This window comes from Brachyspira intermedia PWS/A, assembly GCF_000223215.1.
GTDB lineage: Bacteria > Spirochaetota > Brachyspiria > Brachyspirales > Brachyspiraceae > Brachyspira > Brachyspira intermedia.
On record NC_017243.1, the window covers coordinates 1,582,631 to 1,606,062 of the forward strand.

The 23,432-nt window shown below is 27.5% G+C and carries 25 protein-coding genes; 21 read left to right on the forward strand and 4 right to left on the reverse strand.

Annotation, left to right across the window (positions count from 1 at the left end; translation table 11 throughout):
• The first annotated feature begins 222 nt into the window (after positions 1–222).
• From BINT_RS15100 to BINT_RS07010, 15 genes are all read left to right on the forward strand, one after another.
• Positions 223–432 carry a hypothetical protein gene (locus tag BINT_RS15100; protein ID WP_014487851.1) on the forward strand — a complete coding sequence of 70 codons (210 nt, stop codon included), beginning with the start codon at positions 223–225 and terminating at the stop codon, positions 430–432.
• A gap of 46 nt (positions 433–478) precedes the next feature.
• Positions 479–1,030, forward strand: coding sequence for a hypothetical protein (locus tag BINT_RS15105; RefSeq protein ID WP_014487852.1), 552 nt, complete (start codon positions 479–481; stop codon positions 1,028–1,030).
• A gap of 75 nt (positions 1,031–1,105) precedes the next feature.
• A complete protein-coding gene (locus tag BINT_RS15110) occupies positions 1,106–1,585 on the forward strand; it encodes a hypothetical protein (protein WP_014487853.1) in 480 nt (159 codons plus the stop codon).
• A gap of 219 nt (positions 1,586–1,804) precedes the next feature.
• A complete protein-coding gene (locus BINT_RS06960; RefSeq protein WP_014487854.1) occupies positions 1,805–3,148 on the forward strand; it encodes a sulfatase-like hydrolase/transferase in 1,344 nt (447 codons plus the stop codon).
• A 202-nt stretch (positions 3,149–3,350) separates the two neighbouring features.
• Positions 3,351–4,637, forward strand: coding sequence for an ABC transporter substrate-binding protein (locus BINT_RS06965; RefSeq protein ID WP_014487855.1), 1,287 nt, complete (start codon positions 3,351–3,353; stop codon positions 4,635–4,637).
• A 72-nt stretch (positions 4,638–4,709) separates the two neighbouring features.
• The gene (locus BINT_RS06970; RefSeq protein WP_014487856.1) at positions 4,710–6,029 is read left to right on the forward strand and encodes an extracellular solute-binding protein; all 1,320 of its coding nucleotides are present in this window, start codon (positions 4,710–4,712) and stop codon (positions 6,027–6,029) included.
• A 352-nt stretch (positions 6,030–6,381) separates the two neighbouring features.
• The gene (locus BINT_RS15115; protein ID WP_083818244.1) at positions 6,382–6,576 is read left to right on the forward strand and encodes a hypothetical protein; all 195 of its coding nucleotides are present in this window, start codon (positions 6,382–6,384) and stop codon (positions 6,574–6,576) included.
• A 38-nt stretch (positions 6,577–6,614) separates the two neighbouring features.
• Positions 6,615–7,235, forward strand: coding sequence for a carbohydrate ABC transporter permease (locus BINT_RS06975; protein ID WP_014487857.1), 621 nt, complete (start codon positions 6,615–6,617; stop codon positions 7,233–7,235).
• Complete coding sequence (locus BINT_RS06980) at positions 7,235–8,062, forward strand: carbohydrate ABC transporter permease (RefSeq protein ID WP_014487858.1); 828 nt, start codon at positions 7,235–7,237, stop codon at positions 8,060–8,062. Before BINT_RS06975 ends, BINT_RS06980 begins: the two co-directional genes overlap by 1 nt.
• A 236-nt stretch (positions 8,063–8,298) precedes the next feature.
• A complete protein-coding gene (locus tag BINT_RS06985) occupies positions 8,299–9,723 on the forward strand; it encodes a sulfatase family protein (RefSeq protein ID WP_014487859.1) in 1,425 nt (474 codons plus the stop codon).
• 41 nt (positions 9,724–9,764) lie between these two features.
• Positions 9,765–10,805, forward strand: a complete 1,041-nt coding sequence (locus BINT_RS06990; protein WP_041177321.1) for an ABC transporter substrate-binding protein — start codon at positions 9,765–9,767, stop codon at positions 10,803–10,805.
• A gap of 37 nt (positions 10,806–10,842) precedes the next feature.
• A complete protein-coding gene (locus tag BINT_RS06995; RefSeq protein WP_014487861.1) occupies positions 10,843–11,673 on the forward strand; it encodes an ABC transporter permease in 831 nt (276 codons plus the stop codon).
• 13 nt (positions 11,674–11,686) lie between these two features.
• Positions 11,687–12,487 carry an ABC transporter permease gene (locus BINT_RS07000; protein ID WP_014487862.1) on the forward strand — a complete coding sequence of 267 codons (801 nt, stop codon included), beginning with the start codon at positions 11,687–11,689 and terminating at the stop codon, positions 12,485–12,487.
• Positions 12,488–12,508: 21 nt separating this feature from the next.
• A complete protein-coding gene (locus BINT_RS07005) occupies positions 12,509–13,267 on the forward strand; it encodes an ABC transporter ATP-binding protein (RefSeq protein ID WP_014487863.1) in 759 nt (252 codons plus the stop codon).
• Between the two features lie 18 nt (positions 13,268–13,285).
• Positions 13,286–14,038: an ABC transporter ATP-binding protein gene (locus tag BINT_RS07010; protein ID WP_014487864.1), complete on the forward strand. Its 753-nt coding sequence runs from the start codon at positions 13,286–13,288 to the stop codon at positions 14,036–14,038.
• Between the two features lie 62 nt (positions 14,039–14,100).
• Here the strand turns inward: BINT_RS07010 and BINT_RS07015 are convergent, their stop codons facing one another.
• The gene (locus BINT_RS07015; RefSeq protein WP_014487865.1) at positions 14,101–15,135 is read right to left on the reverse strand and encodes a LacI family DNA-binding transcriptional regulator; all 1,035 of its coding nucleotides are present in this window, start codon (positions 15,133–15,135) and stop codon (positions 14,101–14,103) included.
• Positions 15,136–15,441: 306 nt separating this feature from the next.
• Here BINT_RS07015 and BINT_RS15285 point away from each other — a divergent pair, with 306 nt between their 5' ends.
• The 3 genes from BINT_RS15285 (at position 15,442) to BINT_RS07020 (ending at position 16,969) form a co-directional block, all read left to right on the forward strand.
• Complete coding sequence (locus tag BINT_RS15285; protein ID WP_014487866.1) at positions 15,442–15,570, forward strand: hypothetical protein; 129 nt, start codon at positions 15,442–15,444, stop codon at positions 15,568–15,570.
• Between the two features lie 45 nt (positions 15,571–15,615).
• Complete coding sequence (locus tag BINT_RS15365) at positions 15,616–15,678, forward strand: hypothetical protein (protein ID WP_321162740.1); 63 nt, start codon at positions 15,616–15,618, stop codon at positions 15,676–15,678.
• A 760-nt stretch (positions 15,679–16,438) separates the two neighbouring features.
• On the forward strand, positions 16,439–16,969 hold the full coding sequence (locus BINT_RS07020) for a hypothetical protein (protein WP_014487867.1): 531 nt from the start codon (positions 16,439–16,441) through the stop codon (positions 16,967–16,969).
• A 272-nt stretch (positions 16,970–17,241) separates the two neighbouring features.
• On the opposite strand, the gene BINT_RS07025 is transcribed toward BINT_RS07020, so the two are convergent.
• Positions 17,242–17,937, reverse strand: coding sequence for a YggS family pyridoxal phosphate-dependent enzyme (locus BINT_RS07025; protein WP_041177322.1), 696 nt, complete (start codon positions 17,935–17,937; stop codon positions 17,242–17,244).
• A gap of 194 nt (positions 17,938–18,131) precedes the next feature.
• Between BINT_RS07025 and BINT_RS07030 the strand changes: the two genes are divergently transcribed.
• The 3 genes from BINT_RS07030 (at position 18,132) to BINT_RS07040 (ending at position 21,556) form a co-directional block, all read left to right on the forward strand.
• Positions 18,132–18,587 carry a YaaR family protein gene (locus tag BINT_RS07030; RefSeq protein ID WP_012669990.1) on the forward strand — a complete coding sequence of 152 codons (456 nt, stop codon included), beginning with the start codon at positions 18,132–18,134 and terminating at the stop codon, positions 18,585–18,587.
• Complete coding sequence (gene tsaB / locus BINT_RS07035) at positions 18,584–19,285, forward strand: tRNA (adenosine(37)-N6)-threonylcarbamoyltransferase complex dimerization subunit type 1 TsaB (RefSeq protein ID WP_014487870.1); 702 nt, start codon at positions 18,584–18,586, stop codon at positions 19,283–19,285. The genes BINT_RS07030 and tsaB overlap by 4 nt, the downstream gene beginning before the upstream one ends.
• 144 nt (positions 19,286–19,429) lie before the next feature.
• On the forward strand, positions 19,430–21,556 hold the full coding sequence (locus tag BINT_RS07040; RefSeq protein ID WP_041177323.1) for a methyl-accepting chemotaxis protein: 2,127 nt from the start codon (positions 19,430–19,432) through the stop codon (positions 21,554–21,556).
• Between the two features lie 69 nt (positions 21,557–21,625).
• On the opposite strand, the gene mnmH is transcribed toward BINT_RS07040, so the two are convergent.
• Positions 21,626–22,654: a tRNA 2-selenouridine(34) synthase MnmH gene (gene mnmH / locus BINT_RS07045; protein WP_014487872.1), complete on the reverse strand. Its 1,029-nt coding sequence runs from the start codon at positions 22,652–22,654 to the stop codon at positions 21,626–21,628.
• A 59-nt stretch (positions 22,655–22,713) separates the two neighbouring features.
• Positions 22,714–23,388: a PAQR family membrane homeostasis protein TrhA gene (gene trhA / locus BINT_RS07050; RefSeq protein WP_014487873.1), complete on the reverse strand. Its 675-nt coding sequence runs from the start codon at positions 23,386–23,388 to the stop codon at positions 22,714–22,716.
• Between the last annotated feature and the right edge of the window lie 44 nt (positions 23,389–23,432).

The following is a 23,432-nucleotide window of genomic DNA, read 5'->3' on the forward strand; positions in this document are numbered from 1 at the left end:
AGTTAAATCTAGAAAATAATAATTAAATATTTAATTAAGTTAGGCTGCTGCTTATTAAATGGCGGCCTAATTTTATATTAGTCTATATATTTTTTATATAATAGTAAAGAAATTTTAATTATATAGTTTGTAAATATTATTGAATATTATTGAATGTGTGTTACAATTTATTTAAATATTATATATAAATAATATTGCTTTTATTATTTAATGGGGAGTAAGATGAAAAAATTATTATTTATTTACTTAAGTATTTTTACTGTATTTATAGTATCATGCGGTAACAAAGTTATGAATCCAACAGAGAGTGTTGATGGTATAACTTATTATGATGTTAATAATACAGAAACAGCCAAATTTAATATTGCAAATTTTAATGAAAATAATGGTATTGATAGTATAGCTAGTTCAGAATTTAAAAAAAATTGCTGAATCTTCTCATGCTATAGTTTATATTCAAAGCGGTAAATCATTTGATATGAATACTGTAAAGGAGTTGTTTACTAAATTTGAAGCAAATTATGATGAGGAAGTAAGAATATACGGAGAGCCAATCTCTTTTCCAACTATTAATAATGATAAATTGGTATTCTTGATATATAATTTTTATCCTAAATCTGAGGGATACTTTGCAGGATTTTTTAATCCGTCTGATTTCTACGATGATAAACCTGATACCCTTAATAAAGGTAAGTATATGTATATAAATATTACAACTATATCATATACTGATGAGATAGTTGGCACAATGTTTCATGAATTTCAGCATTTGATTAATGCTAGTGTTAATCTTATTAATGGTGGAAAAGCTATGGATTTATGGCTTAATGAAGCACTTTCAGAATCAACATCCGTTTTATTTTCCCCTTTTACTGCTGATGATAGAAAAAAAATTTTTTCATTATTTCATTATTATTCTTTTTATTCTTGGTATATTGATGGAACAATTAATTACCCTATAATTATTAATGGAGTTCAAATACCTAATATTTATATTAGTTATTCTTCTTCATCAGTATTTATGAGATAGATTTTAGAGAAAGGCGATAAAGAAACTATTAAAACTATAGCACATTCAAGTCCTTCATTAGATACAGGAACTAGATTGGTTAATTCTGTTCAAGGGTTAAATATTGGTAATAGTGTAGAAGAAATATTTAAATCTTGGATAAAAGACATGTATAATGGTAAAATTGCTGATGTTAAATTTGGTGTTATGGATTTTATGGATAATACTTATGATAGTAAGTTAATGGATTCTAGTCAAAGATTGCCTTTAGCACCTGGCGGATTTATAATTTATGATGCTAATAAATATAATTTGAATAATCAAAGTATCAAAACAGAACCTTTGGATGCAGCAAATAATATTTATTTAGCATGGAATGGAAATTTTGATTCTGTTGATGTTGAAGGTAAAATTAATGCTAATGATGTTATATGGATTGCCCCAATAAAGATTTCTACTACACCATCATCATCAAAAAGCGAAATGCTTAATTTTGATTATTCAAAATTTAGTAGAATGCCTATAGATAAAGTATTAACACCTGAAGAAGTTATAGAAGCTAAATCTAGAAAATAAAAATATTAATTAAATATTTAATTAAGTTAGGCTGCTATTTTTATTAAATGGCGGCCTAATTTTATATTGTTGATACTTTTTTATATTTTTACATGTAAAAAATTAATATAAAGAATATAAAATAATAAGATTATATATTAATATTGACAATTAAAGAGTTTGTTATATTATATTTGTATTATAATAAATAGTTAAAATAACAAAATAGAGAGAATTCTTATGAATAAAAATATAATATTTATTTTTTCTGATCAGCAGAGATGGGATACAATGGGTATTTACGGACAAAAATTGGATACCACTCCAAATTTAGATAAATTAGGTAAAGAATCTACTATATTTAACAATGCCTTTACTTGTCAGCCTGTATGCGGACCTGCAAGGGCTTCATTACAAACTGGTTTATATTCTAGCAAGACAGATGTTTTTGTAAATGCTATTCCTTTGAATAAAAATATAAAAACGATTGCATCATATTTTTCTGAGAATGGTTATCAAACTGCTTATGTTGGGAAATGGCATTTGGCTTCAACAGGTGTAGGAAATGATGGCTCTAGTGAAGATTATATATACAATCCTATACCTGAAGATAAAAGGGGAGGTTATAAAGATTATTGGGTTGTTTCAGATGCATTAGAATTAACATCTCATGGATTCGGCGGATATTTATTTGATAAAGATATGAAAAAAGTAGAATTCAATAAATATAGAGTTGATGCTGTTACAGATTATGCACTTGATTTCTTGGATAATAGAGAAAAAGATAAACCATTCTTTTTATTTATTTCATATTTAGAACCTCATCATCAGAATGATAAGAGAAGATATGAGGGTCCTGAATATTCTAAAGAAAAGTTTTCAAATTTTGAACTTCCTAAAGATATTGAGGCACTTGGATGCGGAGATGCTAAAGAAAATTATGCTGATTATTTGGGAGCATGTCATTCTATAGATTATAATTTTGGAAGAATAAGAGAGAAGTTAGAAAAATTAAATATTTGGGATGATACTTATATAGTATATACAAGTGATCATGGTTCGCATTTTAGAACTAGAAATAAAAATATGCCTAAAAATGGACAAGATGATTATAAAAGAACTTCAGAAGATGCCGCAATACATGTACCTTTGATTATAAAAGGAGGAGAATTTGATACAGGAAAAAGAGAAGAGAAATTTGTAAGTTTGATAAATCTTCCTCCTACTTTATTAAAAATGGCTAATATAAAATATCAAAATATGGATGAAAAATCTATACAAGATATTATAGAAGATAAAAATTATCAAAATGTAGTATTTTTACAGATAAGTGAAAGTTTTGTGGGAAGAGCAATAAGGACAGAAGATTATTCATATTGTATATATGATCCTGATAAAAATCCTCTTGAAGATAAAGACAGCTTAACATATAAAAGTTATTCATTATATGATTTGAAAAAAGATCCATATCAATTAAATAATGTAGTTGATGATGAGAGTTATAATGATGTTAAAATGAAATTGAAAAGTATTATAAAAGAAAAGATTATGAGTATAGAAAAATTAGATGTAAAAATAGATTGATTTGATAATAAATTGTAGTATTTAATTACCGTATTAATACGGTAAAATAGTTTTTTGAGTTTAGTCTTTTTATGCATATACTATAATAGTAGAATCAGTAATTTTATTGATGAAGTTAATATTCTGTAAATTTTATATAATAAAATAGTAAAAAGGAGAATGCTATTATGTTAAAAAAATACTTGTAATCACATTTAGTATTTTGGCTATTATTTCATGTTCTAAAAAGACATCTGATAGTAATGCTGATGCTTGGACAGAGATAACACCAGACACAGAAACTACTATTGAGGTATGGGCTTGGAATATAGGAGCTAATCATTTAGAAGATACTATTCCTTCTTTTAATGCTAAATACCCAAAAATTAAAGTTAATGTTACTGAGTTTGGAGGACCTCCAGCTTTGAAACAAAAATTATTTGTTACTTTGGGTGGAAATTCTGAATTACCTAACTATGTACAAATAGAAGATCCTGATATAGCATTGATAACAGAACAATATCATCAATACTTTTTAGATTTAAAAGATCAAATGCCTGAAAATTGGAGCAATGTAGTAGAACCATCAAAAATACCTACAAGTTTTGATTCTGCAGGTAAACAGGTAGTTATGCCTTGGGGAATAGCTCCAGCAGTATTATTCTATAGAGCAGATTTATTTGAAAAAGCTGGCATAGATGTTAATAGTATAGTAACTTGGGATGACTTTATTGAGGCAGGAAAAAAATTGCAAGCCGCTTTACCTAATACTAAGATGATAGGCTTCCCTCATCCTACAGGTTATTCACATTTTATAAGAGCTACTATGCTTCAGCAAGGAAAAGATTATTTTGATAAAGATGGAAAGATTTCTATTTCTTCAAAAGAGGGTGTAGAGGCAGCTAAACTTCTACAAAGATTGATAAGTGAAGGTATAGCTTTTGATACAACAGATTGGACAGGTACAATAAGAGCTTCAAAAACAGATGATATAGCTACAATACCTTATGGAATATGGTGGGGCGGAACTTTGAAAGATCAGGCTCCTGAAATGAAAGGTAAATGGAAAGCTACATTCTTACCTGTATTAGTAGAAGGACAGCCAAGAACTTCTATATGGGGAGGAGCTTCAGGAAGTATAATAAATTGTGGTGATCCTGTAAAACAGACAGCTACTTTAGAGTTTGCTAAAAATGCAATATTAAGTGTAGAAAATCAGATGATGGCTTTCAAAAAATATGGTTTATTACCAGCATATACTCCTGTTTATGATGAAGAAGAATTTTATGAAGAGGATCCATATTTTGGTAAAGGATTTAATGAGTTAATACCTCAATTAAGTAAGGAAATGCCTTTGGTAGCTAAATATACTGAAGCATTCCCAGATGCACAAACTATGATGGAATCAGCTTATCAGGATTTAGTTAATAATAATGCAGATCCTGTAAAAACTATGGAAAATGTAGCTAAAGAATTGAATAATTCTACCGGCATAGAGATAGCTCAATAAAATTATTTAATAAGCAGTTAGTTTATTTATAGTAAGCTAACTGCTTTTTAATTAATAAATGGAGATGGTATTATGTCAAAAAAATTACTTATCATTGTATTTAGTATTTTATTTGTTGTTTCATGTTCTAAAAAGTCATCTGATAATGTTGATGCTTGGATAGAAATAACACCCGAAACTGAGACTACAATAGAAGTATGGGCTTGGAATGTAGCTGCTAATCATTTAGAAGATACTATTCCTTCTTTTAATGCTAAATATCCAAAAGTTAAAGTTAATGTTACTGAGTTTGGAGGACCTCCAGCTTTGAAACAAAAATTATTTGTTAGTCTTGGCGGTAATGGCGATTTACCAAATGTTGTTCAAATGGAAGATATAGATACTCCTCTCATTACAGAACAGTATCATGAATATTTTTTAGATTTAAAAGATCAAATGCCTGAAAATTGGAGTAATGTTGTAGTTGCTTCAAAGATACCTACTAGTTTTGATTCTACAGGCAAACAAGTTACAATGCCTTTTGGTATAGCTCCGGCAGCTTTATTTTATAGAGCGGATTTATTTGAAAAGGCTGGAATAGATGTTAATACTATAGTAACTTGGGATGACTTTATTGAGGCAGGAAAGAAATTGCAGGCTGCTTTGCCTAACACTAAGATGATAGGTTTTCCTTATCCTCAAGGATTTTCACATTTTATAAGAGCTACTATGCTTCAGCAAGGAAAAGACTATTTTGATAAAGATGGAAAAATAGCTATATATTCAAAAGAAGGAATAGAAGCTGCAAAATTGATGCAGAGATTTGTAAATGAAGGTATAGCTTTTGATACAACAGATTGGACAGGAACTATAAGAGCTTCAAAAACAGATGATATAGCAGCAATACCTTATGGAATATGGTGGGGCGGAACTTTGAAAGATCAAGCACCAGAGATGAAAGGTAAATGGCAGGTTACTTATTTGCCTGTATTAGTAGAAGGACAGCCAAGAACTTCTATATGGGGAGGAGCTTCAGGCGCAATAGTTAATGTAGGTGATCCTACAAAACAAACAGCTTCTGTAGAATTTGTAAAAAATGCTATGATGACAATAGAAGGACAATTAATAGCATATAAGCAGTACGGATTGATTCCTACATACTTACCTACTTATGAAGATGCTAAATTTTTAGAGGCTGATCCTTATTTTGGAGCATCTTTCAATGAATTACTAGCTGAGTTAGTAAAAGCTATGCCTTTATCAGCTAAATATACAGAATCATTCCCAGAGGCACAAACTCTTATGGAATCAGCATATCAAGCTATAGTAAATGATAAAGCAGATGTAGAAAAAACTCTTCAAAGTACAGCTGAACAGTTACAAAATTCTACAGGTGTAGAAATGGCTAAATAATAAAAATATAAATTTATTATAAAAGTTTTATAACAGTTAGTTTGCTTTATTCATATGTGAACTAACTGTTTATTTTTTATTAAATATGTTTCATTATGATAAATAACTTGAAAATATAAAACTTAATTTCCGTATTAATGCGGTAAAATTATTTTTGAGTTTTAAAATCTTTTTTACTATATTGTATATATATTAATTATGTTATTAGCTTTTAAAACTATAAATGAGCAGCTATATTTTAGCAAGTTTACGCTAGCAACAATAAAAAATTATTAATTAAAAAAGCAATTTAATTTAAAAATAGTTGAATACTATCATTAAAATTAAATATTAAATTCTGATTGGAGGAATAATGAAGAAATATTCTAGGAGATTCGGATTCTATTTATCAATTCCTGTCATTATTACTTTGGTATTGTTCAATTTTTGGCCTTTTGTTGAAACGATTGTATTGAGTTTTATGACGCAAAGAAGAGGGGAGTTTGTATTTAATGGAATAAAAATTATCAAAGGCTTTTCGGTGATACAATATTTAGAACAGCAATAATTAACTCTCTTATATTTTATGTAATAAGACTTCCTATAATGCTTATTACTTCTACATTATTGGGAAGCATTATTCATAGAGGTGTAAAGAAATTAAAATCTTTTTTTGAGGCTTCATATTTTATACCTGTTTTAGTTGATGCTGTAGCTTATAGTATGATATTTTTATTGATATTTCAGGACAGAGGAATAATCAATTTTATATTATCTAAATTTGGAATAGATGCTATACCTTGGCTTAAACAATCTATACCAGCGAAACTTCTTATAGTTATTGTTGTTACTTGGCGTTGGACTGGTTATAATATGATTTTATTCCTTGCTGCTATGCAGAATATACCAGAAGATTATTATGAAGCTGCAACTATAGATGGTGCTAATTCTTGGCAGAAATTTTTATATGTAACTTTGCCATCTTTAAAACCAATAATTTTATTTACTTCTATAATGTCTACTATAGGAACATTGAATTTATTTACAGAACCATTCCTGCTTACAAATGGAGGTCCTAATAATGGTACCATGACTCTGGGGCTTTATATATATAATCAGGCATTTGTATCTTTAAATATGACTTATGCTGCAACAATATCTGTAATAATATTGTTAATAGTAGGTGCTTTAACTTTCATACAATTGAAATTAGGAGATAAAAAATAATGGATAAAAAGAATAAAATAATCACTATAATACTATATGTATTTTTATCTATAGGAGCTTTTTTTAGTATATATCCTATTTATTTTATGTTTGTAGCTGCAACAAAAAGTTCAGGAGAAATATTTATGAATACTCCTCCTGTATTTTTTGGTAATTATTTCTTTGAAAATTTGAATTCACTTAGCAATAGAATTCCTATATGGGTGGCACTATTTAATTCATTGAAGGTATCAATAATATTTACAGTTGTTAATCTTCTTTTATGTTCATTATCAGGTTATGCTTTTGCTAAATTTGATTTTAAGGGTAAGAATTTTTTATTTACTTGCGTACTGCTTTCTATGATGATTCCTGTTTACAGCAGATTAATACCTTTATATAGAATGATGACATTTGCTAATTTACAAAATACTCATATTGCTCTTATACTTCCTGGACTAGCTGGAGCATTTGGTGTATTTTTGATGAGACAGAATTTTTTAAGTATACCTGATGCATTAATAGAAGCTGCAAGATTAGATGGAGCAAGCGAAATATATATATTCTTTAAAATAGTTATGCCTTTAATGGTACCTTCTCTTGCTGCTTTAGGAATATATATTTTTATGGGACAATGGAGTGATTTTACTTGGCCTCTTATAATATTAAATACTGAAGATATGTATACATTACCTGTAGCACTTTCTGTATTAAAAGGTGATACTCGTATAGATTATGGACAAATTATGGTTGGTGCAATTTTTGCCGTACTTCCTGTTTTGGTAGCATTTTTATTCTCAAGTAAATACTTTATATCAGGACTTATGGGCGGAGCTGTGAAAGAGTAAATATAATATATAACAAAAACACTCTTATTATATAATGAATTAGTTGCCTATATTTGTAGATTTATTTCTATAAGTATAGGCAATTATAATAATATCATCAATTTTTACTAAAATTTGTTCAATAAAAATAATAAAATAAAAAATATTTGATAAAAAAATTGACAATGAATTATTTATTTACTATACTATAATTATAATATGTTACAGTACACGCAAAATATAAAAGAGATTTAAATATGAATAATAAAAAACCAAATATTATATTAATAACAGCAGATCAGATGAGAGCTGATTCTGTAGAGTATATGAATGAGGAAGTGAAAACTCCAGTATTAAATGAATTAGCAGAAAATGGAACAGTATTTACAAATTCTTTCTGTACAAGCCCAGTATGTACTCCTTCAAGAGCTTCTATTTTTACAGGAAGATATCCTATGAATATAGGAGCTTGGAATATAGGTACAGAATTAAATGAAGATGAAATAACTCTAGCAGATTATTTGAAAGAAGAAAACTATTTCAATGTTGCTTCAGGTAAAATGCATTTTAGACCTCAGCTTAAAAACCTAAATTGGGAATTTGAAGATGTACCAAAAAGAGATAGAGTAAGAGAAAGAGATAAGACATATTATGGATTCGATATAACACATATAACAGAAGATGATAAACAGGGAGAGTATTTAGATTTTGCTAATAGTCATGGAGGCAATTTAGAAATAGGTAAAGGATATGACGGAGTAAATCCTATAAAAGAAGAATTACATCAAACTTATTGGACAGCACAGAAAGCTATAGATGAGATAGATAATTATAATTTTGATAATCCATTATTTATGTGGGTAAGTTTTGTAGATCCTCATCATCCATTTGATCCTATAAAAAAATATTATGATATTTATAAAGATATTAATCCTAAAGAACTTAATAGTAAATTGAAGTTGGATAAGAAAAGACCTGAACATTTAACTAAACAAGGTGAAAGAGGATATTGGCCTGGTGGCGGAGAAGAACATAATTATAGTGAAGAAGAAATAAAAGAAATAAAAAGACTTTATTATGGAATGATAAGTTTTATAGATTCACAAATCGGCAGAATCATTGATAAACTAAAAGAGAAAAATGAATTTGATAATACAATAATAGTATTTACAAGTGATCATGGTGAATATTTAGGAGATTACGGACTTTTAAAAAAAGGTCCTTTTATGTATGATTGTTTGATAAAAGTTCCATTATTATTTTATGGTAAAGGCATAGTAAAAAATAGAAGTGATGAAATTATAGAAAATGTAGATATAGTTCCAACGCTTTTAGATATGCTAGGAAAAGAAATTCCTTATGGAATACAGGGACATAGTTTAAAAAATATTTTAACAGGTGAAGATAAAAATAAAAAATATAAAAAAGGTGCAGTAATTACTTATGATGCTCATGACAGAGGAATATTTATAAAAACATACAGAACTAAACAATATAAACTTTCAATATTTTTAGATGAAGAATATGGAGAGTTTTATGATTTAGAAAAAGATCCTAATGAGGAAAATAATTTGTTTTTTAATAAAGAATATGATGAAATAAAAAATAAATTATTATTAGAGATGTGTCATAAAATGATAGAATGTAGTGATCCTCTGAACAAGAGATATGCTAGCTGGTAATTATTTTTATAATAAATAAATAATTTTAAGGAGATATCAAAATGAAAAAAACAGTGAAAATTATTACTTCATTAGTTTTAATTACATGTTTGTTCTTATTAGCTTCATGTGCTAATAAAGGTGCATCATCTTCTGGAGATGCAAAAACATTAAAAGTGGCTGTAATGCCTTTTTTAAACTCTGTACCTATTGAGTACATGATTAATAACAAATTAGATGAAAAATATGGTTTTAAAATTGAAACTGTATATTTCCCATCAGGAGGCCCTATGAATGAGGCATTAGGTGCTGGTTTATGGGAAGTTGGTACATTAAGTGCTGCTTCTGTATATTCTTTGGCTAATTATAATGCTCATGTTGTAGCTGATATAGGACACTCTGAAGGCGGTATAGAAGTATTAGTTAATCCTGATTCTGATATATTAACAGTTAAAGGTGTTAATAAAGATTTTCCAGAAGTTTATGGAGATGCTGCTACTTTAAAAGGTAAAACTATAGCTGTACCTACTGGAACAATATCACATTTGAATGTTATACATTGGCTTAGAGCTATAAATGTTGATCCTAATACAGTTAATATAGTTCATATGGAATTCCCTCAAGCATATCAGGCTTTAAAAGCTAAAAAAATAGATGCTGCTGCTTTGAATCCTCCAACTTCTTTCTCTGCTGAAGCTGATGGAATGAAAATAGTTTCAAGTTTAACTACATTAAATATACCTCAGTACGATTCAATAATAGTATCCGATGAAGCTTTTAAAAATAAAAAAGACACTATCGTTTTATATATTAAAGCATTCTTAGAAGCATGTGATGCTTTACAAGCTGATCCTAATATGGCTGCTCAAGAATTATTGAATTGGTATACAAAAAACGGTTCTACTTCTACTTTAGAAGCTTGTCAGTCTGAAGTTAAAACTCGTCCTTTTGTTACAACAGAAGAAATTAAAAATATAAAAATAGGTGATTCTGTAAGAATAACAGCTGACTTCTTTGCAAGTCAATCTTTAATAACAGAGGATAAATTAACTGTTGTTGACCAAAATGTAGATACTGAATTATTAGGTAAAGCATTAAATTAAAAAATAACTTAAATTAATTAATAAAGAGGACATCTATATGGAAGAGAATATAGAAAATATTTCATTAAAAGAAAAAGAAAAAATCGTCATAGCCAATAAAAAGAAAGAGAAGAGTAAATTTTTTATTATATCTGTAATATCAGTTGTAGTATTTCTTATAATATGGCAATTAATAACAGATGTATTTAAATTGTTTCCTTCATATTCTCTTCCAAGTCCTTATACAGTTTTTAAATCTTTTATTTATAAACTCACAAATAAAGCACCTGATAATGGTACATTGTTTCAACATATATTAGCATCTTTGCAGGTAGCATTGACAGGTTATTTTTTAGGTGCTGCTATAGGAATACCTCTTGGAATATGTATGGCTTGGTTCAAAAAATTCAATTTAGTTGCAACTCCATTATTTGACCTTATAAGACCAATACCTACTATAGCATGGATACCTATGATGATATTATGGTTTGGAATAGGATTAGGAGCAAAATCAGCAATAGTATTTATGTCTGCATTTGTACCTTGTGTAATTAATACTTATAGCGGAATAAAAGCAACCACTCAAGTGCATTTATGGGTAGCACAAACTTTTGGTGCTTCAAGAAGACAAATGCTTAAAGAAGTTGCTATACCAACAGCTTTACCTTATATATTTACAGGACTTAGAGTATCTCTAGGTTCTTCTTGGACTTCTTTATGTGCCGCTGAAATGTTAGCAGCAAGCAGAGGTTTAGGATTTATGATACAGTTAAACAGACAATTAGCAAGAGCAGATTTAATAATAGTAGGTATGCTTACAATAGGAGCTGTAGGAGCAATTTTATCTGTTGGATTAGGTTATTTAGAAAAGAAATATGTTAAAAGATAATTAGGGGTAATTTATGAAAAATAAAGAAAAAACAAGATTAAAATTATCTGATTTTGAAAAACCTATTTGGGCTGTTATATCTATAATAGGATTTTTAATTGTATGGCAATTATTAACAACTTATACTCCTATAAAAATTACCACACCTAAACCATTAGAAGTATTCAAGTTTTTAGTATGGAGTTTAACTCATAATATAGGTCAGCAAACTATATTAGGACATATAGTAATAAGTATATTTAGAGTATTAACAGGTTTTGCTATAGGTGCTGTAACAGGTGTTATATTAGGAATATCTATGGGAGTTAATAAATATGCAAGAGCAATAATAAGACCATTCTTTGAAGTATTCAGACAAATTCCTCCTATAGCTTGGATACCTATGGCTATACTTTGGTTTGGAATAGGCGAAGTACCTAAAGTATTTATAATATTTATTGGTACTTTTGTTAATGTTACTTTGAATGCTTATGCTGGAAGTTCTCAGGTTAATCCTACTTTAATAGGGGCAGCTAAGATGCTTGGCTCTAATGATAGAGATATATTTTTGCACGTTATACTTCCGGCTTCTGTACCTCAAATATTCAATGGTATGCAGGTAGGTTTTTCAGTAAGCTGGATGGGTGTATTAGCAGCTGAAATGGTTAGTTCTTTTGCCGGTGTAGGTTGGGTTATAATAAGAGGTTCTGATACTGCAAATATACCTCAAGTTTTAGCTGGTATGATAGCTATAGGTATAGTTGGTTTATTATTATCTTCTTTAATGAGATATATAGAAAAGAGATTAACCATTTGGAATTCTACTGGTATATAATAATTAATTTGAGGCGTTAATATGGAAAATAAAACTATTATAAAAATGAATCATGTTAATAAAGTGTTTTTCAGCGAGCATGGATATAAAGAAGTTATAAAAGATATAAGTCTTGAAGTGAAAGAAAATGAATTTGTTGTATTATTCGGACCAGGTCAATGCGGAAAAACAACATTGATAAATTTGATAGCAGGACTTGAAACAGCAGAAAATTCTGATATAGAAGTTAATGGTAAAAAGGTAACTGAGCCTCATCCTGAAAGAGGTGTTGTATATCAAACTACTGCTTTATTTCCTTTTTTGACTGTTATGGAAAATGTAGAGTTCGGACCTAGAGCAAGAGGAATACCAAAGAAAGAGAGAAGAGAAAAAGCAAAATATTATATAGATTTGGTGGGATTAAATGGATTTGAAAATAGTTATCCGAATCAATTATCTGGAGGTATGAGGCAGAGGGTAGGTATAGCTAGGGCATATTGTAATGAACCTGTTGTTATGCTTCTTGATGAGCCTTTCGGACATTTGGATGCACAGACTAGATATATGATGGAAGAAGAAGTTGAAAAGATTTGGCAGAAAGAAAAAAGAACTGTTGTATTTGTTACTAATAATATAGAAGAAGCTGTTTATTTGGGTGACAGAATAATACTTCTTACAAACTGTCCTACAGTTGTAAAAAAAGAATATATTATAGATTTGCCTAGACCTAGAAGATTAACTGATCCTAATTTCCTTAAAATTAGAAATGAAATAAATGATAATATGGATATAACTTTATAACATAAAAAGGATATATTTATGACAAATGATACTAGAGAAGTAAAAGTAAAAGTTTCAAGATTAACAAAAAAATTCGGTGATTTATTGGTTTTAAATGATATATCATTTAATGTTATGAAAGGTGAGTTTTTATGTATAGTAGGGCCTACTGGCTGCGGTAAAACTACATTTTTAAATAGCCTTACAAAGTTATACAAACCAACTTACGGAGCCATACAGATAGACGGCGAACATGTTGACTTAAAAAAACATGATATAGCATATATATTTCAGGAATATTCTACTATGCCTTGGCTTAAAGTAGAGGAGAATGTTAAGTTCGGATTGAAAATAAAAAAACTCCCTCAAGATGTTATTGAAGAGAGGGCAGACAGAGTAATAAAAATGGTTGGGCTTGAGAGTTTAAAAACTTTTAATCCAAGCGAGCTTTCTGCTAGTATGCTTCAAAGGGTTGTTATAGCCAGAGCATTTGCTGTAGAGCCTGAATTACTTTTGATGGATGAACCTTACGGACAATTAGATGTTTCTTTGAGATTCAAATTAGAAGATGAGCTTTTGAATATATGGAAAACTTTGGGTACTACAATTATATTTATTACTCATAACATAGAGGAAGCTGTTTATTTAGGTGAAAGAGTTTTAGTATTAACCAATAAACCAACTTCTATAAAAAAAGAAATACATATAGATTTGGAACATCCTAGAAACATAGCTGATCCTAAATTTGTTGAATATAGAGAAGAAATAACAGAACTTATAAAATGGTGGTAAATTATTATTACAATTTTAAGCTGTTATTATATTTAAAATTATAAATATAGAGTAGGGTAGAGTTACAATAAATTTTCTCTGAATATCACTTGTGTTTCTATATAAGTATATCTTTTATCAGGTATAGTTTTTGTAAGCAAATATTCAAATAGAACTTTTATTGCTCTGTATCCTTGCTCTTGAGGATTTTGAGTTATTGAAGCTATTATGCCTCTGTCTAAAAGTCCTTCTTTTACAACTTCTGAAAAGTCATAAGTGATGATTTTTATTTTATTGTATAGTCCTAATTCTTTAATAGCGTTTATAACATATTTACTGGTTTCTGCACCCGGACATATAACAACATCAGTATCCATATGTTTTAATAAGTTATCTTTACTTTTATCAAAATTAAGATTATTATCTTTTTCCATTTCTATTATTGATTGTACATTTACATTTTTATAATCAGAATTAAGTCTGCTAACTAAACTGTCAACACGTTTTTTGTTTCCAAGCATTTTATTAAAGTTATTTGAAAAAACTAATAAATTAATATTATTTCCATTTGATATGATATTCAAAAGAGAAGCAGCTATCTCTCCAGCCAAATCATAATTGCATCCGACATAAGCTATACAATCTTTACTGTTTACAAAAGAATTTAAAAGCACTATAGGAAAATTATTATTATGAAGTTGAGATATCTTATTTATGACTCTCTCATCATTTATAGCAACTATAGCCATAGCATTAGCTCCTTCATTAATAGCTTCTTCAATGAGTTCTAATTGATTATCAGCATCAAAGTCTTTACATCTTTTTATAATAACAGACATTCCAAATTCTTCTATTTCTTTTCCGGCTATTTCTATTCCTTTTATAACATCTTCAAAAAATAAATTGTTATAAGTATTAAGAACTGCAGCTATTTTGAATTTCTTTTTTCTAATGGCTAATGATTTGGCTATTTTATCAGGTTTATAATTTAATGACTTTGCAATATCCAATATTTTTTGTTCTACATCAGGATCTATTCTTCCTCTGTTATTTAAAGCTCTGTCAACTGTTCCTATTGAAACTCCTGCTAATTTTGCTATTTCTCTTATGGTAGCCATATAAATTCCTTTTGATTGTCTAATAAACATAATAAATATTTTTATTTTATATGTCAAATATTTTATTAAAAAAATAAGTGTTGTAACTATGATATTTTTATTGTTATGATATATTATCAATACTTAAATATAAGTAAACATAATACAATCCGAAATATTTTTTGACAGAATTAAAAAGATAATGGAAAGATACAATAATAATGCTATAGATGATATTGATGTAATTTAGTTAATAGAAGAGCTTTTGATTTGGATAATATATAAAAAGAGGCAGATGATTTATGGCTTACGAATGAGCAAAAGGCTATGTATGATGCTATGCTTAGTCCTATAAATACAGACTATAATAAAAAAGAAAAAATTAAAACAATGTCTAAAAAATTGGCTGTTATAATAGAAAAGAACTCTGAATATATAGATTGGCAAAGCAAGTAATCCACAAGATCCAAAATGAAAATGGATATAAAGAGATTTTTGAAAATGCATAAATATCCTAAGGAGTTTGAAAATACAGCCTTGGGTAATATATTAAGACAGGCATAAAATTACGAGATATTAAAGTATAGCTAATAAGTTATAGTATTATGGGTAAATTTCAATAATTAAAGCATATATATAAATGTATCCAAAAATACTAAAAATACACTTAATTTACAAGCGATAATATATAAGAACTATAATATATATAATTATTATATGATTTTGATTATAAATTAAAACTTATAAGTATATGAATATTATTGGTATTATTTTTTGATAGAGTTTTTATATGCATGGTTTAAATAGTTTAGTTGTAATATAGTTATAACTATTATTATAGATACTAATAATAGTTATAGAGAATAGTAATAAAGGGTTATATATTATATAATGTAATAGTATAACTTATTAAAATAATCAAGGAGTTATATATGCAATAATAAATACTCCAGAAAAACAATAAATTTATATTCCGATAATGTGTATTATGTTAACTTATACATATTATTTTTTATATATGTTTGGGCTTAAATATATATAGTTTAGTCATATTTTATTATCTGTAAGTTATATTAAATTATATAGAAGTTTACTTATGGCAGATATTATATAGAATTTTATACATAAAGCAGATGCAATTTTTATTAGCAATAATTTGAACTTTTTTATAATTTATAGTATAATCTAGCATTAATTATAAAAATTGTTATATTCTGGCAAGTTTAATTGACAGAGCATTTGCCGTAAGCATACAAAGCGAGCGAACAATTTTTATTAGTAATAATAAAAAATAATAATTTTAAATATAATTGGATACAAAATAATGAAGAAAATAATACTTTTAATATTAACTTTATTTATAATACTTGTTGCATGTAAAAATGACGGCGGTTCTATATACGCTATGGAACAAAGATATAGAAATTTTTTGAATATACTTCCAGATGATGTAAAGAATGATTATACTTTAAACTCTGATAAATACGGTAATATGTATAAAGAATGGATTAATGAGTTCAATACTTGGACTGATAATATACTTAATGAAGAAAACAAAAGAGAACAAGAAATATCAGCAAGAATAACACCTGATAAAATAGAATATGCTCTTGAAACTTTAACTAGTAAAGACTATGAAAGAAACTTGCCTGTAGATCTTATGGCTAAAGTAAAAGTTCATACAGATCAATTATCATTGAAAATAGATGAATTGCAAAAAGATGAGGCTTTCTCTAATTCTATGATTAAATTAAAAAAATATGAAGCTGTAGAAAATTTCACAACAGAAGATACTATATTTTATTATGTTTGGAATTATTTAATAACAATAGAAAGACCAAGACGTTTCCAGTGATTATAATCATTTAATTTTGTTCTTATTATAGAAGATATTTTTGATTTTCTTCTATAATATATAGTATTTATATTAGTCTGCATACTTACTTTATTTTTTAATCTAAAATAATTTTTAACTAAACATAATAATTTTATATTATGTTTTATAATCGTATTAATATTTATATTGGAATAATTTTATAATAGGAGTTACAATTTCTATTAGACACAATTTAAAATTCTAGAATTTTCTTTTCTCTACCCTAGCCTATTTTTATAAAATATATAAAATTAAGAATTACCCAAAAAACTGCTTCCTATTCTTATCATATTTGAACCATGTTTTATTGCAAGCTCATAATCTGAAGACATTCCCATAGAAAGTATTGATAAAGGATTATTATATTTTAAATTAATAGATTTATATATAGTATTAAGTTTCTCAAATTCTTCTTCAATGAGTAGTAAATTTTCACTATCTTTTCCTATTCCCATTAATCCTTTAACAGATATATTAGACATTTTTATGATGTTTTCATATATATCTATATAATTATTTATATTAAATCCGCCCTTTTGATCCTCATCACTTATATTGAATTGTAATAATATATTCTGAACTTTATTGTTTTTTATCGCCTCTTTATTTATATATTCAGCTATTTCAACAGAATCTACACTCTGTATTAAGTCAGCATATCTAACTATGTATTTTACTTTGTTTGATTGTATTCTTCCTATAAAATGCCATTTGACATTATTTTTTAATTGAGCAATCTCCCCTGCTCTATCTCTTAAGCTTTGCGCCTTACTTTCTCCAAGCGGTAAATCTATATCTAATGATAGAAATTCTTTTATAGTTTCAATAGAAGAATATTTACTAACTGCTACTACATTTATATCATATTCTATATTGTATTTTTGTTTTGCAGCATTAATATTATTTAATATTTGATTATATCTTTCTAATATTTCATTTCTATTCATAGTTACTTCCTTAGGCTTTATCATATTATAAAACTTTTAGTATTTTTTTCAATTATTTAATTAAATATAAAAATAAAGTGATAAAGTAAAATAGTAAAAATACGATTTATTATATGTTGTATATATTGAAATTTTATCTGATTCATGTTAAGTTAACATAATATTTTAATGAAAATAAATTATGGAGAAAAATAATGAGAGTTCAGGAAAGAAGAAATAGAGAAATGAATTTAAATAGTCTATTAATGACATCGCAAGATGCTTCTATGAAAGTAGCTGTTTCATCTTCTCCATTTGCTGCAATGCTCGAAGAAGAAAAGGAAATTAAAAGATATTCTTATGAATTAGATGAATTAAAAAGACAAATATATGATGCAGGAAATATGCTTGAAAAAAGCGCTAATATGAAAGACTTTCAAAAATTTAGAGATTTAATAAGATCATTAACAGATAAATTAGTAAAAGATGCCTATAGAATAAGAATCGTATCTTCATATATGAGAAGAGGACGTGAATATCAAGTAGTTTCAAAAATAAACGAAGAACTTGATTCATTATACAGATTAATAATGTCAGAACAGAAGAATCATATAGCTATTGCAAATAAGGTTATGAGACTTAAAGGTTTAGTATTAGATTTAATGTCATGAATATATTAGCATTTGATACAGTATCCAGCAGTTTTTCTATAGCTTTGCAAAAATATGATGATTCTATCCTTGAATATAATAAGGAAGATGTAAGAAATCATAACGAGGAAATACTTCCTGTTTTAAATAACTTTCTAAAAGAAAATAATATTTCGCTTGATAAAATAGATTATATAGTATTGGGAATTGGTCCCGGATCTTTTACCGCATTAAGAATAGCATTTGCCACAGTAAAAACAATTTGCTATGCTAAAAATATACCTATTATAGGTATTTCAAGTTTAGAAACATTGTATGAAAATATCAAGAGTTATGAAGGAATAAAAGCAAGTATGATAGATGCTAGGAAAGGAAGTATTTATACTGATATATATTCCGGAAATAATAAAATAAAAGAAAATTTAGATATAACTTATGAAGAGTTTATAAATATCATTAATTCTATAGAAAATAATGATAAAACACTTACTCTATGTGGAGACGGATTTTATAAGAATCAAGATTATTTTAAAGAAAAATTAAAAAATTATAAAATAAATGACATAGATAAATCATTCAATATAATAAAAGCTTCTAATAGTATAAGACTATCTATACCAAGGATAAAATCAAATAATTTTGATAATATTTTCAATTTATTGCCTCTTTATTTGAGAAATAGTGAAGCTGAAAATAAAAAAATGAATGAAAAACAATAGAAAACCCTCCAATTATTAAAAATATATAAAAAATATCCGATAATTATTACGATATATGAAAAATATATCTTGACTTCATAAAAAATATTGTTATTATATATAAGAATTATAATATTTTTCTAAAATAATTGTTGGAGTTTGAAAGTGAGAAAATTGCAATCCTTGAAGGTTAAAATCCCGTTCTTTGTAATGCTGCTTGTTACTGTTATGACAATAATATTAGTAACATTAATAATTAATATAGGCTCTCAAGGAATAAGAAGTTCAGCCATATTTGGTTTTGAATCTACTACGAAAGTTTATTCAAGAATGATTAATGTATGGCTAGGTCAGGCAATATTTACGTCTGAAGCTATAAGTAGCGGTTATCCTGAATTTATAACTTATATTACAACTAGAACACCAGAATCAAAAGCTGCTGTTGAAGCTACCTTAAAAAATATTGTGGCTAATAACCATAATGTTGAAGGTATTGTTATACTTGATGGTGCTGGAAATGTGATAGCTGATAATTTAGATGGTAAAGTAGTTAATACTGCTAGAAATTTCAGCGGAACAGAATTATGGCAAAAAATTATGACAGGACAATCATCAATGCATTACACTGTTGACCCTTCTCCTGCAGACAATAACAAATATGTAGTTAAGATTTTTTCACCAATAAAAGATAGTACAGGTAATATAGTTGGTGCAATATCAACTATGATTGATTGGTTAGGATTTATAGATAAAGAATTAACTCTTGTTAAATTTGGTAATACAGGTCACCCATTTATCGTAGATAAAGACAGATGGGTAATTGCTGACCCTATTCCTTCACATGTTAGAAGTGAAGTTTTAAGAAATGCAGATTACATCAAATATGCTGTAGAAAATGAATCAGGATATTATGAGTTCAAATCTCCTTTTAATGATAAAGACTCAATAGCTACTTTTTACAGAGAACCTATATCTGGTTGGTCTGTTGTTATGAGTATAGAATCGGCAGAATTATTCTCTCATATTACTTCAATGAAAAGATATGCTATTATTGGTACTATTATAATACTTGTAATCGCTTCTTTGGTAATAGTATTCTATATAAACAAAATAACTACTATATTACACCTTTTAGCTATAGACTTAACTAGTTTGTCTAAAGGTGATCTTAGTTGGTCTACTCCTCCTGGATTTGAAAAGAGAAAAGATGAATTCGGTGAGATTGCTGTTGCTTTAATAAATATTCTAGATCAGTTAAATGAAAAAGTAAGAATAGTATATGATGGTGCTTATACAGTAAAAGCATCTGCTAATGAAGTAGCACAAGGTAATATAGACTTATCAAATAGAACAGAAAATCAGGCTTCAGGACTTGAAGAAACTGCTTCTTCTATGGAAGAGATTGCTTCTACAATTAAATCATCTGCTGAACATACTTTAGAAGGTAATAATATGATGATTAATTCTAAAAAAGCTATTGAGGAAGCTGGAAGAATCATAGAAGAAAGTACTCAAAATATTGAGGCAGTATATGAATCAAGTTCTAAAATTAGTGCTATTACTAAAATAATTGAAGATATAGCATTCCAAACTAATATACTTGCTCTTAATGCTGCAGTTGAAGCTGCACGTGCTGGAGAACAAGGAAGAGGTTTTGCTGTTGTTGCTTCTGAAGTTAGAAACTTGGCTCAAACAACTCAAACATCAGTTAAAGATATTACTACTTTAGTTGCTGATTCTGAAGAAAAAATAGCTGCTGCTACAGAAACTGCAAGAGAATCTAAAGAGATATTCCAAAACTTAAGAGTTCAAATAGAAGAAACAGCAAAAATTATGCAGGATTTAAGTTCTACTGCTATGGAACAGCAAGCAGGTGTTGATCAAGTTAATATTGCTATTACTCAAATGGATATGACTACTCAGCAAAATGCTGCTTTAGTAGAAGAAGCTACAGCTGCTTCTGAAGCTTTATTCTCTCAAGCTGAAGAATTGTTATCTGCTATGGAATTCTTCAAATTAAGAGGCTCTAACTATAAAAAGAATATATCTAAAGTTGAAAGAAAAAAAGCTACACCTACTACAGATACAAAAGCAGTACAAGAAAATAAGCCTGCTCCAAAATCTGAACCTCAAAAACCTGTTACTAAAAAGCCAGAGTTAAAGAGTCCTATTAAAAAACATCATGAAGAAAAAATGCCTGCTCCAACTCCAGCTAGAACAGTAAAAGATAATGAGTTTGGTAATACATTTGATACTTCTAAAGATACTTCAGATGGTTTTGAATCATTTTAATCTTTATTAAATAATAAATAAAAAAGCGATAGAGTTACTCTCTATCGCTTTTTAGTTTAACAGTTAATTTTATATTGCCTTCACAATAGACTCTACTATATTGTCAAAATTATTATTTTCACATTTTATTGATACTAATTTATTTTCGTTTATACTAAGTTTATATGCCTTATCATAATAATAAAGCATATTAAGTACGCATTCATATATATTTCCATTATCAAGCAATTCTAATGATTCTTTTAATCTTTCTCCGCCCAAACGTTTTTTTATTTTTAGAATAGATTCTTTTAAATCATCAATATTATATTTTCCATAAGTATTAACTATATATTCAGCTCTGCATTCTTTTGGTATGTCTAAATATATGATTTTTTGAGCTTCTCTCATTTTATTGAATAATGATTTAGGTATTGCTCTTCTTCCTATAAGTAAACTTTCATCTTCAAACCAAAGTGTGGAATTAATATCGTATTTTAATAGTTCATAAGAAAGATTATTTTCAAATTGTTCCTGAGATGGCTGTTCTCCTTCATTTATCCAGCCAAAAGCAGAACCTTTATGTTTTGCTATTTTCTCCAGATCTATTACATTATAGCCTATAGATTTTAATTTATTTAATATCAATGTTTTTCCGCTTCCAGTTCTTCCCGTAAGCAAATATATTTTATAATCCCTTTCAAATGAGTCTAGTACATAGTTTCTATATCTCTTATATCCACCTTTAAGCATATAAACATCGTATCCATAACTTGAACAAAGCCAAGCAGTGGATTCACTACGCATTCCGCCTCTAAAACAATGCATAAGTATTTTATTAGTAGAATTATATTTCTTAGCTATTTCATCAATGGATTTTAATATAGCAGTCATTCTAACAGATACATATTCCAATCCCTTTAATATAGCTTCTTTCCTTCCTATTTGCTTGTATATAGTACCTACATCTTTTCTCTCTTCATCATTGAATAAATATACATTGTGAGCATTTGGAATATGGGCATGATTATATTCTATTGGTGAACGTACATCTATTATAGGCAATTCATCATTATTTGCTAATTTCAAAAATTCTTCTATATCAATAACTTTAACCATAATAACCTCTTATATTATTATGCAAATATAATATAGAAAAAATTAAAAAAGTAAAGACATTAATTTATAACATAACTATATAAAAACCAATAATGAGCAAAAGAACCCATTAATACAAATATATGGAAAATATCATGGGTAAATTGCTTAGTTTTATCATTACATTTTTTACCCAAAGCATATAAAAAAGCCCCTATAGTATAGAATATTCCGCCCCATATAAGCCAATTTAAATGCATTATATCAAATCTATTCATCAAAGGTTTGAATGCAAATATAATTATCCAACCCATTAATATATATAAAACTAGCCTTAGAACAATGTTTTTGTATTTTATCACTGTATTTGACAATATTCCTATCAAAGCACAAGACCATATAACAGATAATATTAATATGCCTACATTTCTAGGAAGTGAAAATATACAAACTGGAGTATAAGTTGCCGCTATAAATACATATATTCCTATATGATCAAATTTTCTAAATAACTGTTTTACTTTACCATCAGGAAAGAAATGATATAGAGAACTAAATGAGTATAAAAATATTATTCCTGTACCATAAATAATTATAGGTATAGGATTAACTTTTGTCTTTACAAGCATAAGAACAAGTCCCGCAATGCCAAGTAAAGCACCTATACCATGAGATATTGCAGAGTATAGCTCCCCTATTTTTTTTGATTTATGATATCTATTTTGCACATCAATATAAAAAGCACTTTTTTCCATCTATACCCTCCTACATTTATATATTTATAATTTTAATGCATAAA

Coding starts and splice junctions, on each gene's coding strand:
- BINT_RS15100 (WP_014487851.1), top strand. CDS start 223: ATGAAAAAATTATTATTTATTTACTTAAGTATTTTTACTGTATTTATA.
- BINT_RS15105 (WP_014487852.1), top strand. CDS start 479: ATGAATACTGTAAAGGAGTTGTTTACTAAATTTGAAGCAAATTATGAT.
- BINT_RS06960 (WP_014487854.1), top strand. CDS start 1,805: ATGAATAAAAATATAATATTTATTTTTTCTGATCAGCAGAGATGGGAT.
- BINT_RS06970 (WP_014487856.1), top strand. CDS start 4,710: ATGTCAAAAAAATTACTTATCATTGTATTTAGTATTTTATTTGTTGTT.
- BINT_RS15115 (WP_083818244.1), top strand. CDS start 6,382: ATGAAGAAATATTCTAGGAGATTCGGATTCTATTTATCAATTCCTGTC.
- BINT_RS06975 (WP_014487857.1), top strand. CDS start 6,615: ATGCTTATTACTTCTACATTATTGGGAAGCATTATTCATAGAGGTGTA.
- BINT_RS06980 (WP_014487858.1), top strand. CDS start 7,235: ATGGATAAAAAGAATAAAATAATCACTATAATACTATATGTATTTTTA.
- BINT_RS06985 (WP_014487859.1), top strand. CDS start 8,299: ATGAATAATAAAAAACCAAATATTATATTAATAACAGCAGATCAGATG.
- BINT_RS06990 (WP_041177321.1), top strand. CDS start 9,765: ATGAAAAAAACAGTGAAAATTATTACTTCATTAGTTTTAATTACATGT.
- BINT_RS06995 (WP_014487861.1), top strand. CDS start 10,843: ATGGAAGAGAATATAGAAAATATTTCATTAAAAGAAAAAGAAAAAATC.
- BINT_RS07000 (WP_014487862.1), top strand. CDS start 11,687: ATGAAAAATAAAGAAAAAACAAGATTAAAATTATCTGATTTTGAAAAA.
- BINT_RS07005 (WP_014487863.1), top strand. CDS start 12,509: ATGGAAAATAAAACTATTATAAAAATGAATCATGTTAATAAAGTGTTT.
- BINT_RS07010 (WP_014487864.1), top strand. CDS start 13,286: ATGACAAATGATACTAGAGAAGTAAAAGTAAAAGTTTCAAGATTAACA.
- BINT_RS07015 (WP_014487865.1), bottom strand. CDS start 15,135: ATGGCTACCATAAGAGAAATAGCAAAATTAGCAGGAGTTTCAATAGGA.
- BINT_RS15285 (WP_014487866.1), top strand. CDS start 15,442: ATGTATGATGCTATGCTTAGTCCTATAAATACAGACTATAATAAAAAA.
- BINT_RS07020 (WP_014487867.1), top strand. CDS start 16,439: ATGAAGAAAATAATACTTTTAATATTAACTTTATTTATAATACTTGTT.
- BINT_RS07025 (WP_041177322.1), bottom strand. CDS start 17,937: ATGAATAGAAATGAAATATTAGAAAGATATAATCAAATATTAAATAAT.
- BINT_RS07030 (WP_012669990.1), top strand. CDS start 18,132: ATGAGAGTTCAGGAAAGAAGAAATAGAGAAATGAATTTAAATAGTCTA.
- tsaB (WP_014487870.1), top strand. CDS start 18,584: ATGAATATATTAGCATTTGATACAGTATCCAGCAGTTTTTCTATAGCT.
- mnmH (WP_014487872.1), bottom strand. CDS start 22,654: ATGGTTAAAGTTATTGATATAGAAGAATTTTTGAAATTAGCAAATAAT.
- trhA (WP_014487873.1), bottom strand. CDS start 23,388: ATGGAAAAAAGTGCTTTTTATATTGATGTGCAAAATAGATATCATAAA.